This is a genomic window from Mesorhizobium sp. M0815 (genome assembly GCF_040319995.1).
In the GTDB taxonomy this organism is placed as follows: domain Bacteria; phylum Pseudomonadota; class Alphaproteobacteria; order Rhizobiales; family Rhizobiaceae; genus Mesorhizobium.
The window spans coordinates 132,285-144,645 of record NZ_JAMYOU010000007.1 but is presented as its reverse complement, the minus strand read 5'-3'; the positions used below and the strand labels follow the sequence as shown (position 1 = coordinate 144,645).

The window sequence follows — 12,361 nt, the reverse complement described above, 5'->3', positions numbered from 1 at the left end:
TGAAAATGGCCGAGCGAACCTATTATGCGCCGCAGGGCGGACATCCCGGCCAGAGTGAATTGCTGACCGGACGCGCCGTGTTCACACAGGCCTATGCCGTAATCCCCAAAGGCGTGATGCAGGACATCGTCACCAGCGCCTTGCCGTTCTGGGATGGGACACGGGTCTGGGTGCTGTCGCGGCCGCTGTCGGGTTTTGCCGAGACGTTTTCGCAATACATCGTCGAGCTCGCGCCCGGCGGCGGCAGCGACCGGCCAGAACCGGATGATGATGCCGAGGGCGCGATATTCGTGGTTGAAGGCGAGCTGAGCGTGTCGCTAGCCGGAAAGAAGCATGTGCTCAGGCCGGGCGGGTTCGCGTTTCTGCCGCCAGCGAGCGGGTGGACGGTGCGCAACGAAAGCGGCGCTGCCGTCCGCTTCCACTGGATCCGAAAGGCTTACGATGCGGTCGACGGCATCGAGCTGCCGCAAGCGTTCTTCGCCAACGAACAGGATATCGTACCGACGCCGATGCCAGGTACCGAAGGCCGCTGGGCAACAACGCGCTTCGTCGATCCTGAAGACATCCGCCACGACATGCATGTCACCATCGTGACGCTCGAGCCGGGCGCGGTCATTCCCTTCGCCGAGACGCATGTCATGGAGCACGGGCTTTATGTGCTGGAGGGCAAGGCGGTCTACCGTCTCAACCAGGACTGGGTCGAAGTCGAGGCCGGCGACTATATGTGGCTGCGCGCCTTCTGCCCGCAGGCTTGTTATGCCGGCGGGCCAGGCAAATTCCGCTACCTCCTCTACAAGGACGTGAACCGCCACGCCAAGCTCGGCGGTGTGGGCATCGAGGGTCGCGCGCGGTGATCCGCATCGTCGCGCGGCCGCTGACCCGCGAGAATTTCGCCGAATTCGGCGACGTCATCGATATGGGCGGCGACAACCATTATCCGATCAATGGCGGCAAGGCCGAGCGCTATCACGATCTCGCCACCGCTGAAGCACGAGGGCCGAATGCGCACGTGCTGATCTCGATGGTGCGTGGCACGCCCTATGAGCTGCCGTTGAAGCTTACCATGGTCGAGCGCCATCCGTTTGGCAGCCAGGCCTTCATTCCGCTGTCACCACGGCCGTTCCTGGTCATCGTCTGCCATGACGGCGAGGAAGGCCCGGGCGAGCCGCATGCGTTCATCACCGCGCCCGGGCAAGGCGTCAACTATCCGCGCAATTTGTGGCACGGCGTGCTGACGCCGATCGGCGAGCCCCAGGACTTCCTGGTCGTCGACCGGGGCGGCGACGGCTCCAACCTCGAAGAGTGCCACTTCTCGCACGCTTATGAGATTCATCTTCCCGATGGGAGCCGGTGATGGCTGACATTTCGCTGATCGACCGCCTGCTCGACGTCATAGAGCACGACATCGTGCCGAAGACGGCGAAGGGTGTCGCGCATGGCAACAAGTTGTTCGGCGCGGCGATCCTGCGCAAGGACGACAGCTCGCTGGTGCTTGCCGAAACCAACAATGAGACGGAAAACCCGCTGTGGCACGGCGAGGTGCATTGCCTGAAGCGCTTCTACGAAATGCCGAAGGCCGAGCGCGTCGACACCGCGGATGCCATCTTTCTCGCCACGCACGAACCTTGCTCGCTCTGCCTGTCGGCGATCACCTGGACCGGCTTCGACAATTTCTACTATCTGTTCAGCCACGAGGATTCGCGCGACAGTTTCGCTATCCCGCACGATTTGAAGATCCTGAAAGAGGTCTTCACCCTCGATCCCGGCGGCTACAATGCCGAGAATGCCTATTGGAAGAGCTTTTCGATCCGCAGACTGGTACGATCGCTGTCGGGGCCTGAGCGCGAGCGGCTGGAGGCGCGGATCAGCGCCATCTCTGCAATCTACGACGAACTGTCCGGCGCTTACCAGGCGAGCAAGGCCGAAAACGACATCCCGTTGAATTGACGCGGATTGACCAGCCGAATTCGTTGGCTGGCCCACGACGACATCCTGCGGACTCCATCATCTGGCGCTCCTGGAGTCTGCCGGCATGAAAATCGTCACTGAATTCCCACGAAAGATCGTCGAATTTCCGGATATGGGGATCGTCATGCCGGACGGCTGCCGGCTGTCGGCGCGGGTGTGGATGCCGGCCGATGCCGCCGACGATCCGGTGCCGGCAATCCTCGAACATCTGCCCTATCGCAAGCGCGACGGCACGATCTATCGTGATCAGCTGACGCATCCCTATTTCGCAGGCCACGGCTACGCCTCGATCCGCGTCGACATGCGCGGCAACGGCGATTCCGAAGGGCTGATGGACGATGAATATTCCGAGCAGGAATTGCAGGACGCTTGCGACGTCATAGCCTGGGCGGCGGCGCAGCCCTGGTGCAACGGCAATGTCGGCATGATGGGCATTTCGTGGGGCGGCTTCAACTGCCTGCAGGTAGCAGCCAAGCAGCCGGCGGCGCTGAAGGCGGTTATCAGTCTCTGTTCGACAGTCGACCGCTACGCCGACGACATCCACTACAAGGGCGGCTGCCTGCTGATCGAGAATTTCGGCTGGGCTTCGACCATGCTGTCCTATTCGTCGCGGCCGCCGGATCCGTTGCTGGCCGGCGACAACAGATGGCGCGAGCTGTGGCTGACCCGGCTGGAGAACCAGCCCTTCCTGGCGCCGCTGTGGTTGAAGCACCAGCATCGCGACGCCTATTGGAAGCGCGGCTCGATCTGCGAGGACTATTCCGCCATTCATGCCGCGGTGCTGTCGATCGGCGGCTGGCATGACGGTTATCGCAATACGATTTCCCATCTCGCCGCCAATATCGAGGCGCCGGTCAAGGGCATCGTCGGCCCGTGGATCCACAAATACCCGCATTACGCCGCGCCCGAACCGCGCATCGGCTTCCTGCAGGAGGCGTTGCGCTGGTGGGACCGCTGGCTGAAGGACCTCGACACCGGCGTAGAGGCCGACCCGGCCTACCGCGCCTATGTGATGGACAGCGTGCGTCCGGCGCGCTGGCATCCCGAGCGGCCGGGCCGCTGGGTCGCTGAAACGGAATGGCCGTCACCCAACATCAAGACGCAAGAGGTTGAGCTTATCGCTGAAGGCAACCACGCTATCGTCACTTCGCCGCAAAGCTGCGGCCTTGCCGGTGGCGAATATTTCCCCTTCACCTTTGGACCGGAACTGCCGGGTGACCAGCGCCCCGACGATGCGCTGTCGGTGTGTTTCGACCAGCCGGTGCTGAACGAAGCGATCGACATCGTCGGTGCTCCCGAATTTGCGGTCAGGGGCTCGGCGGACCGGCGCCAGGCGAACATCGCGGTTCGGCTGTGCGACGTCCATCCGGACGGAGCGTCGGAGCTGATCTCCTACGGCGTGCTCAACCTGACGCATCGCAACTCGCACGAATTTCCCGAAGCGCTGGTGCCCGGCGAAATCGTCAACGCCCGGGTGGTGCTCGACCAATGCGCCTATCGCGTGCCGGCCGGTCACCGCTTGCGTGTGGCCATTTCCAACAGCTATTGGCCGATGATCTGGCCGTCGCCGGAGCCGGTCCAGCTGGAATTGTCGGCCGCGACATTGATGCTGCCGCTGCGCCCGCCGGCGACAGGCGACGAGGTCACCTTCCCCGCCCCCGAAGGCGCCACGCCCTGGGCAACCGAAACGGTCCGCGCCGCCAATTCCGAGCGTCATGTCGATCGCGACGAAAAGACCGGAATGATCACGCTTTCCATCGTCGACGATTTCGGTGAGGTGCGCGACCTGGAACACAGCCTTGCCAATGGCAGCATCGCGAGAGAGACGTGGGCGATCCATCCTGACGATCCGCTGTCAGCCTTGGGCAAGACGCATTGGACCCAGACGCTGTCGCGAAATGAATGGTCGGTGCGCACCGAAACCTTCGCCGAAATGCGCTCCGACGCGCAAAGCTTCATGGTTAGCGCCAGAATTGAAGCCTATGAAGGCGAGAAACTGGTCTTCGAGCGCGACTTCGAGGAGAATATCCCGCGGGTACTGCTTTGAGCACTTATAGCGATTGGTCCAATTGCGACGCACGATTTACGCCACGGCATGTCGCATTCGGTCTTGCTTACCCCTTTCCCTTACGGTCATTATTCTCCCGATTGAAATGAGAAAAAACGACCATAAGGTCGGACCAACAGAGTGAGGAACTCAACATGTCGAACGAACTGGAATATCTGAGCCGGCGCGTTGCGTCCGGCAAGCTGAGCCGTCGCGATTTTCTCGGCCGGGCGGCAGCGCTCGGCGTCACCGCAACCTTCGCCAATTCGCTGCTTTCCAGCGCTTCCCGCGCGGCGGGTCCGGTCAAGGGCGGCACGCTCAAGGCCGGCCTCGTCGGTGGCGAATCCACCAACAGCCTCGATCCGGCGCTGTTCATGACGCAGGTGCCGTTCGCCTTCGGCAAGATGTGGGGCGAACTGATCGTCGAGCTGTCTCCCGAAGGCAAGCTCGAGAACCGCATTGCCGAGGAGATCGGCTCGTCGGACGACGCCAAGACCTGGACGCTGAAGATCCGCGACGGCGTCGAGTTCCACAACGGCAAGAAAGTGACTGCAGAGGACGTGGCCGCCACCCTCGAACGCCATTCGGACGAGAAGTCGAAATCCGGCGCGCTCGGCTATATGAAAGGCATCGAGAGCATCAAGGCCAGCGGCAAGGAAGTGGTGTTGACGCTGAAGGAGCCGAATGCCGATCTTCCCTATCTGCTTAGCGACTATCACCTGATCATCCAGCCGAACGGCGGCAAGGACAAGGCCGATGCCGGCATCTCGGCGGGTCCTTACAAGGTCACCACCAACGAGCCCGGCGTGCGCCATGGCGGCGAGCGCTTCGCCAACTACTGGCAGGGCGACAAGATGGGCCATGCCGACCAGATCGAGATCATCGTCATCAACGACGCCACGGCGCGTACGGCGGCCCTGCAGGGCGGCCAGGTCCACATGATCAACCGCGTCGAGCCGAAGATCGTCGACCTGATCAAGCGTGTGCCCGGCGTCACCATCCGCAACCATTCGGGACCCGGCCACTACGTCTTCATCATGCACTGCAACACCGCGCCGTTCGACAACAACGATTTGCGCATGGCGCTGAAGCTGGCGATCGACCGCGAGGAGATGCTGAACAAGGTGCTGCGTGGCTATGGCTCGCTCGGCAACGACTTCCCGATCAATGCATCGTACCCGCTATTCACCGAGATCGAGCAGCGCAAATACGATCCCGACAAGGCCAAGTTCCACTACAAGAAGTCGGGCCATGACGGTGCCGTCCTGCTCCGGACGTCGGACGTCGCCTTCCCCGGTGCCGTCGATGCCGCACAGCTGTTCCAGCAAAGCGCGGCCAAGGCCGGCATCAAGCTGGAGATCAAGCGCGAACCGGGCGACGGCTACTGGTCGGAAGTCTGGAACAAGCAGCCCTTCTGCGCCTCCTACTGGGGCGGCCGGTCGACGCAGGACCAGATGTACTCGACTGCCTATCTGTCGACGGCCGACTGGAACGACACACGGTTCAAGCGTCCGGATTTCGACAAGATGGTGCTGGCGGCTCGCGCCGAGCTCGACGAGGCCAAGCGCAAGGCAATGTACCACGACATGGCTGTGATGGTGCGCGACGAGGGCGGCCTGATCCTGCCGATGTTCAATCAGTTCATCGACGCGACGGGCGCCAAGGTTGCCGGCTGGGTGGATGATCCGCATCAGGAGTTGATGAACGGATATGCTCTCGCGAAGTGCTGGCTCGAAGCCTGAGCCCGGCCTTGCGGATATGTCCTCACCCATCGTGAAACTGGTGGCCCAGCGCATTGCGCTGGGCATCATCCTTCTATTGGCCGTTTCGGTCCTGATCTTCGCCGGCACCCAGATCCTGCCCGGCGATGTTGCGCAAGCCATTCTCGGGCAGTCGGCGACACCGGAGTCGCTCGCCAATCTGCGCGAACAGCTCGGGCTCAACGATCCGGCTTACATCCGTTATTTTCGCTGGCTCGGCGGCATTCTGACCGGTGATCTCGGCACGGCTATGTCGAGCGGTCAGGATATCGCAACCTCTATCAAGGGAAGGCTGTGGAACACGCTGTTCCTCGCCTTCTGGGCGGCGGTCGTCGCGGTGCCGCTGGCGATCATCCTCGGGCTGATCGCGGTGCGCTACCGCAATGGCTGGGTCGACAAGCTGATCTCGGGACTGGCGCTGGCCTCGACGTCCTTCCCGGAATTCTTCGTCGGCTATGTGCTCGTCTTTTTCTTCGCGGTGCAACATCAATGGTTTCCCGCCATTTCCACCGTCTATGACGGAATGCCGTTCGGCGAGCGCATCCAGGCCATAGCACTGCCGGCGGCGGCGCTGACCTTGGTGGTGCTCGCCCATATGATGCGCATGACGCGCGCCGCGATCCTCAATGTCATGCAGTCGGCCTATGTCGAAACCGCCGAACTCAAGGGGCTTTCCGCCTTCGCGGTCATCCGCAGGCATGCCTTCCCCAATGCTATTGCGCCGATCATCAACGTCGTAATGCTCAACCTGGCCTATCTCATAGTCGGCGTCGTCGTTGTCGAGGTGATCTTCGTCTATCCGGGTATGGGCCAATATCTCGTCGACCACGTCACCAAGCGTGACGTGCCTGTGGTGCAGGCGGTCGGGCTGATCTTCGCCGCCGTCTACATCAGCCTGAACATCATCGCGGACATAGCGGCAATCGTCGCCAATCCGCGCCTTAGACATCCGAAATGAAGGGGTCGGGTATGCTCGTCATCAAACGCATCCCCATCCCGGCATTGATCGGCATCGTGCTGACGGCGCTGTTCGTTCTGGCGGCGATTTTTGCGCCGTGGATCGCGCCGCATGGCAATGCCGAGATCGTCAGCGACGTCCCTTGGGAACCGATGTCGGCGGCGCATTGGCTGGGCACCGACAATCTGGGCCGCGATCTGTTGTCGCGCATGATCTATGGCGCCCGCATCACCCTGTTCATCGCGGTGCTGGCGACCGCGCTATCGTTCTCGCTCGGCGCTATACTCGGCTTCTCGGCGGCGGTTTTCGGCGGCTGGTTCGACACGCTTCTGTCGCGTCTCGTCGATCTCCTGATGTCGATCCCGACGCTGATCATGGCCCTTGTCGTGCTTTCCGTGCTGCCATCCAATCTGGTGACGCTGATCCTGGTCATGGGCGTTCTGGATTCGACCCGCGTCTACCGCCTGTCGAGGGCGGTCGCCGTCGACATCAACGTCATGGATTACGTCGAGGCGGCCAAATTGCGCGGCGAAGGCAGCGGCTGGATCATCTTCCGCGAAATCCTGCCCAATGCGCTGTCGCCGCTGGTTTCGGAACTCGGCCTGCGCTTCATCTATGCCGTGCTGTTCCTGTCGACGCTGTCCTTCCTTGGGCTTGGCGTACAGCCGCCGGACGCCGATTGGGGCGGTATGGTCAAGGAAAACAAGGATGGTATCGTCTTCGGCATAGGCGCCGCCCTCATTCCGGCGGCGGCGATCGCAGCGCTAGCGATTTCCGTCAATCTCGTCGCCGACTGGGTGCTCAACCGCACGACAAGCCTGAAGGGAGGACGCGGGTAATGGCTGACAAGCAACCTAAGCCCGGGCAACCGAGGTCCGGCGTGCTGCTCGACATCCGCAATCTGCGCATCGAGGCCACGGTATATCCGCCGGGCGAGGCGCCGAAGAACATCGTGCTGGTGCACGATGTCTCGCTGACGCTCGAAAAGGGCAAGGTGCTCGGATTGATCGGCGAGTCCGGCGCCGGCAAATCGACCATCGGCCTGTCGTCGATGGGCTACGGCCGCGGCGGCGTGCGCATCACCGGCGGCGAGGTCATCCTCAATGGCCGCGACATCCTGAAGGGCGGCAACGAAGGGTTCCGCAAATTGCGCGGCCGCGAGGTCTGCTATGTCGCGCAATCGGCGGCAGCTGCCTTCAACCCGGCGCACAGGCTGATGGACCAGGTGGTCGAGGCAGCACTGCTGCACGGCACGGCGACGCGGGCCGAAGCCGAAAAGCGCGCCGTGGCGCTGTTCAAGAAGCTCAGCCTGCCGAACCCCGAAAGCATCGGCGAGCGCTTCCCCCACCAGGTGTCGGGCGGTCAGCTGCAGCGCGTGATGACGGCAATGGCGCTGTGCTCGGAGCCCGACCTGATCGTCTTCGACGAGCCGACCACGGCGCTCGACGTGACGACGCAGATCGACGTCTTGGCGGCGATCAAGGATGCCATCCGCGACACGCATGTCGCGGCGCTCTACATCACCCACGATCTTGCCGTCGTCGCCCAGGTATCGGACGAGATCATGGTGCTGCGCCACGGCCGGCTGGTCGAATGGGGCGGCACGCGCCAGATCATCAAGGAGCCGCGCCAAGAATACACCAACGCGCTGGTTTCAGTGCATGAGATCGAACATCAGGAGCAGAAGCCCGGCACGAGCCCGTTCCTGTCGGTCAAGAACATCACCGCCGCCTATGGCCGCAGCCACATCAAGGTGTTGAAGAACGTCTCGGTCGATATTTTCCCGGGCCAGACGCTGGCGGTGGTCGGCGAGTCCGGCTCCGGCAAATCGACGCTGGCGCGCGCCATCACCGGCCTCTTGCCGCCCGAACAAGGCACCGTCACCTTCGACGGGCGGCCGCTCGCCAACCGGCTTGCCGACCGGCCGAAAGAGGATCTGCGCCAATTGCAGATGATCTACCAGATGGCCGATGTGGCGATGAACCCGCGCCAGACGGTCGGCACCATCATCGGCCGGCCGCTGGAATTCTATTTTGGGATGCGCGGGCGCGAGCGCGACAAACGCGTCGCCGAACTGCTCGACAAGATTGAAATGGGCAAAGGCTATATCGACCGCTATCCGGCCGAGCTTTCGGGCGGCCAGAAGCAGCGCGTCTGCATCGCCCGCTCGCTCGCCGCCAAGCCGAAGCTGATCATCTGCGACGAGGTGACCTCGGCGCTCGACCCGCTGGTCGCCCATGGCATACTGGAGCTGCTGCTCGGGCTGCAGAAAGAGGAAAACGTCGCCTATCTGTTCATCACCCACGACCTGGCCACGGTCAAGTCGATCGCCGATTCAATCGCGGTGATGTATCGCGGCGAGGTGGTGCGCTACGGCGCCAAGAGCACCGTGCTGACGCCACCCTTCGATGCCTACACCGATCTTTTGCTGTCGTCGGTGCCCGAAATGGAGATCGGCTGGCTGGAAAAGGCGATCAAGGGACGGCGCATGGCCAGCGCGGGAAATTAGACACTCCCGTGGCGCTCAAGACAAAACTTTTGGTCATCATCCTCGACGGCGTGCCTTACCGGAACTGGCGGCGGCTGATGGGCAATCTCGAAGGCTGGGTGCAATCAGGCGAAGCCCGCGTATGGAAAATGCGCTCCGTCCTGCCGTCGACCTCGGCATCCTGCTACGCCTCGATCCACACCGGCGTGCCGCCCCAAGTGCACGGTATCCTGTCGAACGAGAACCGGTTTCGCGTCGAACAGCCTGATATTTTTTCCGAAGTCAGCAGGGCCGGCGGCAAGACGGGTGCGGTCACCCATTCCTACTGGTCCGAATTCTTCCGGGCCTATCCGTTCGACCTGGTCGAGGACATGGAGTTCGACGAGCCGGGCGGGCCGATCGGCCACGGCCGGTTCCACACCATGACCGGCTATAATGCCAGGAACCAGATGACGCCGAGCGACGTCGACCTGTTCGCTACCTTGACCATGCTGACCAGGCGCTACGGCATCGACTACGGCATCCTGCACAGCTGCACGCTGGACTCGATGGGCCACCGCTTCGGCCATGACTGCCATGAGATGGATCATGCCGTCTATGCAATGGACGCCATGCTCGCCGGCTTCCTGCCGCGCTGGCGGGAGGCCGGCTACGAGGTGATCGTCACCGCCGATCATGGCCAGACCGATCGCGGCCATCATGGCGGCCACGACGAGGAGATGCAGGATTTCGCACTTTACTACTTCGGATCCGGCGAGGGTCCGGAAGCCAAGACGCTGCTCGATCAGCTGCAGCTCGCGCCAACGGTGCTTGCGCGCCTCGGCGTGCCGGTGCCGGCGACGATGAAGGCAAAGCCATTTCTCGACTGATTGGTGCCTGGCCTGCTTTGCTTGCGGAGAACATAAAGCCGGTCGAAATGCGCGACGCCAAATGGAGGCCAGATACAGGAGTCAAAGTTCGAGACAGACCTTGCCAAAATGCTTTTGGGACTCGTAGTGCTTGAAGGCATTGGCGATCTCCTGCAGGGGAAAACCGCGGTCGATCGCAGGCTTCAAACGGTTGGCCTCTATGGCACGGATCATGTCGTTCTGGTCTGCCCTGCTGCCAATCGAGATTCCGCTGATCCTGATCTGATTGGAAAACAGGGCCGGGATCGAAACTTGCCCGGCAAAACCAGTCAAGACACCGATCAGTGCGATGTGGCCGCCCATCCTGCAAGCTGTTATCGACTGCGCCAATGTGCCGGGCCCGCCAACCTCGATCACATGATCGACGCCGCGTCCGTCCGTCAATACCCTTGCCTTCTGGCCCCAATCCGGCACCGCCTTGTAATTGACGACAATGTCGGCTCCAAATCGCTTTAACTTTTCCAGCTTCTCCTCCGATGAGGAGGTGGCAATAACCCGAGCGCCTGCAATTTTTGCGAATTGCAGCGCGAACAGCGATACACTTCCCGTGCCAAGGACCAGCACCGTATCACCAGGCTTCACCTGGCCGCACACCATCAGGGCTTTCCAGGCGGTGACGCCGGCACAAGTAAGCGTTGCCGCCTCCACATGCGTGAAGTCTGCCGGTGCCCTTGTGAAGGCATGCCAGGGCATGCACACATACTCGCGGGCATAGCCGTCAACATCATCTCCCAATTCGCCCTTCTTATTGGCTGGCGTCGGTTCGCCTGCCAGCCAATGGGGCCAATAGGTGCTGACGACGGCATCTCCGACCTTGAATTCTTGGACATCGTCTGAGACCGCAACCACCTCTCCGGCGCCATCGGACAGCGGGATACGGCCATCGGCGCACGGTTTCTTTCCCAGCGCCACCATACTGTCGTGGAAATTCAACGAACACGCTCGTATCCTGACAAGCAACTCACCCGGCCCTGGTTCTGGGCAATCTTCCTCGACCAGCTTGAGATTTTCCAAGCCTCCCGGCGCTTTCAGCCTAATCAATCTCATGGAAAGCTCCTTCCGACCGCGCAAGGCTTCATGCGCCCCACCACTCGCGTGGACGCTTGACCGCGGCGAACACCGCCATGGGCGACTGATCCACGAGAATCGCGGCCGCAAAGCTGTTGTTGGTCATAACATTTCGTTTCTTCAGGCTGGATTGCCATTTGCGATCGGGACCTTAGTCGCCCGGCAGCGGACTGTTGAGTTACAAAACTGTCGGGAATCCCTGCACGGCGATGGCGTCCAATTACGCCTCGCCCGAGGCTGAACGACTGCACCTTACCCGATGGTTATGAGCCGCCTTGTGGCCGCCGTCATTGCGAGCCTGACGGCCGAGACAGTATCGCTAAAAAGGGGGAGAACGGTACACTCTGGCAACCTCTCCGCTCTTCGGTTAGCCTCCGCAAATATCCGGCGGAGGCGGTGAACCCTTTTTGGGCCGATCAGCGACAGATGCCCGAAGTGGAGATCGGCGGGCTGGAGAAGGCGAATCAAGGGACGGCGGATGGCAAGCGCGGGAAATTGAGCACCTAGGGATTCCCTCGCGTCACGGGAAATGCCGAGGATCGGTGCGCGGATCACGTGCGAGAACGGGTACTTTCGGGAGGTCACGTCGCGGCGAGCTTTGCGAGCCGGCGATAATCGCAATCCACCAGATTGGGGAGGCGCTGAAGTTCCTCGACATCAAACCACCGGATCTCGGTGTGTTCCTCGCAAATGTTGCTTGGATCCCCGCCTTCCCAGCCGATGACCTTGAAAACGTGGTGCAACGCCTTCCCATAGAGCTCGGGATGGCGCTCTCCAATGCACCGCATCCAACCGAAATCTGTTGGCGTCACTCCAATTTCTTCCTGAATCTCGCGAACGAGTGCCTCTTCCAGCGTCTCTCCGGCTTCAACGCGGCCGCCGATCGTGTCCCAATGCCCAGGCCACGCGCTCTTCCAGGCAGCGCGAAGACCCATCAAGACCTTCCGGTCGTGGTTCACCAGCAATGCACCGACCGTAACTGTGGGATTCCTGATCATTTGCGGAGCGTATTCGCTGCAGCGATGTTTGCAAAGGCGGCGTCTTCCCTCCCCCGCAGGGAGAAGGAGAAAGCGCACCTCTGGCAACCTCTCCGCTCTTCGGCTAGCCTCCGCAAATATCCGGCGGAGGCGGTGAACCTTTTTGGGCCGATCAGCGACAGAGCAG

At 61.9% G+C, this 12,361-nt stretch carries 11 protein-coding genes; 9 read left to right on the top strand and 2 right to left on the bottom strand.

What is annotated here, in order from left to right:
* Positions 1-5: 5 nt before the first annotated feature.
* From NKI01_RS11110 to NKI01_RS11070, 9 genes are all read left to right on the top strand, one after another.
* Positions 6-854, top strand: a complete 849-nt coding sequence (locus tag NKI01_RS11110; protein WP_023718081.1) for a bifunctional allantoicase/(S)-ureidoglycine aminohydrolase — start codon at positions 6-8, stop codon at positions 852-854.
* Positions 851-1,354, top strand: a complete 504-nt coding sequence (locus NKI01_RS11105) for an ureidoglycolate lyase (protein ID WP_023718082.1) — start codon at positions 851-853, stop codon at positions 1,352-1,354. Before NKI01_RS11110 ends, NKI01_RS11105 begins: the two co-directional genes overlap by 4 nt.
* Complete coding sequence (locus tag NKI01_RS11100; RefSeq protein ID WP_023718083.1) at positions 1,354-1,947, top strand: nucleoside deaminase; 594 nt, start codon at positions 1,354-1,356, stop codon at positions 1,945-1,947. Before NKI01_RS11105 ends, NKI01_RS11100 begins: the two co-directional genes overlap by 1 nt.
* A gap of 85 nt (positions 1,948-2,032) precedes the next feature.
* Positions 2,033-4,015, top strand: coding sequence for a CocE/NonD family hydrolase (locus NKI01_RS11095; RefSeq protein ID WP_352963157.1), 1,983 nt, complete (start codon positions 2,033-2,035; stop codon positions 4,013-4,015).
* A gap of 155 nt (positions 4,016-4,170) precedes the next feature.
* On the top strand, positions 4,171-5,757 hold the full coding sequence (locus tag NKI01_RS11090) for an ABC transporter substrate-binding protein (protein ID WP_352464554.1): 1,587 nt from the start codon (positions 4,171-4,173) through the stop codon (positions 5,755-5,757).
* Between the two features lie 16 nt (positions 5,758-5,773).
* Positions 5,774-6,733 (top strand): ABC transporter permease, encoded by a 960-nt coding sequence (locus NKI01_RS11085; protein ID WP_023718086.1) that lies wholly within the window; start codon positions 5,774-5,776, stop codon positions 6,731-6,733.
* A gap of 11 nt (positions 6,734-6,744) precedes the next feature.
* On the top strand, positions 6,745-7,572 hold the full coding sequence (locus NKI01_RS11080; RefSeq protein ID WP_023718087.1) for an ABC transporter permease: 828 nt from the start codon (positions 6,745-6,747) through the stop codon (positions 7,570-7,572).
* Positions 7,572-9,242 (top strand): ABC transporter ATP-binding protein, encoded by a 1,671-nt coding sequence (locus NKI01_RS11075; protein ID WP_352847758.1) that lies wholly within the window; start codon positions 7,572-7,574, stop codon positions 9,240-9,242. The genes NKI01_RS11080 and NKI01_RS11075 overlap by 1 nt, the downstream gene beginning before the upstream one ends.
* A gap of 8 nt (positions 9,243-9,250) precedes the next feature.
* Complete coding sequence (locus NKI01_RS11070; RefSeq protein ID WP_023718089.1) at positions 9,251-10,090, top strand: alkaline phosphatase family protein; 840 nt, start codon at positions 9,251-9,253, stop codon at positions 10,088-10,090.
* Between the two features lie 81 nt (positions 10,091-10,171).
* Here NKI01_RS11070 and NKI01_RS11065 read toward each other — a convergent pair whose 3' ends face one another.
* Positions 10,172-11,176 (bottom strand): zinc-dependent alcohol dehydrogenase family protein, encoded by a 1,005-nt coding sequence (locus NKI01_RS11065; RefSeq protein WP_352547952.1) that lies wholly within the window; start codon positions 11,174-11,176, stop codon positions 10,172-10,174.
* Positions 11,177-11,778: 602 nt separating this feature from the next.
* A complete protein-coding gene (locus NKI01_RS11060; protein ID WP_031193706.1) occupies positions 11,779-12,195 on the bottom strand; it encodes an NUDIX hydrolase in 417 nt (138 codons plus the stop codon).
* Positions 12,196-12,361 lie beyond the last annotated feature (166 nt).

What these genes read in the sequence shown, in the direction of transcription:
- NKI01_RS11110 (WP_023718081.1), top strand. Translation starts at nt 6, where the DNA reads ATGGCCGAGCGAACCTATTATGCGCCGCAGGGCGGACATCCCGGCCAG.
- NKI01_RS11100 (WP_023718083.1), top strand. Translation starts at nt 1,354, where the DNA reads ATGGCTGACATTTCGCTGATCGACCGCCTGCTCGACGTCATAGAGCAC.
- NKI01_RS11095 (WP_352963157.1), top strand. Translation starts at nt 2,033, where the DNA reads ATGAAAATCGTCACTGAATTCCCACGAAAGATCGTCGAATTTCCGGAT.
- NKI01_RS11090 (WP_352464554.1), top strand. Translation starts at nt 4,171, where the DNA reads ATGTCGAACGAACTGGAATATCTGAGCCGGCGCGTTGCGTCCGGCAAG.
- NKI01_RS11085 (WP_023718086.1), top strand. Translation starts at nt 5,774, where the DNA reads ATGTCCTCACCCATCGTGAAACTGGTGGCCCAGCGCATTGCGCTGGGC.
- NKI01_RS11080 (WP_023718087.1), top strand. Translation starts at nt 6,745, where the DNA reads ATGCTCGTCATCAAACGCATCCCCATCCCGGCATTGATCGGCATCGTG.
- NKI01_RS11075 (WP_352847758.1), top strand. Translation starts at nt 7,572, where the DNA reads ATGGCTGACAAGCAACCTAAGCCCGGGCAACCGAGGTCCGGCGTGCTG.
- NKI01_RS11065 (WP_352547952.1), bottom strand. Translation starts at nt 11,176, where the DNA reads ATGAGATTGATTAGGCTGAAAGCGCCGGGAGGCTTGGAAAATCTCAAG.
- NKI01_RS11060 (WP_031193706.1), bottom strand. Translation starts at nt 12,195, where the DNA reads ATGATCAGGAATCCCACAGTTACGGTCGGTGCATTGCTGGTGAACCAC.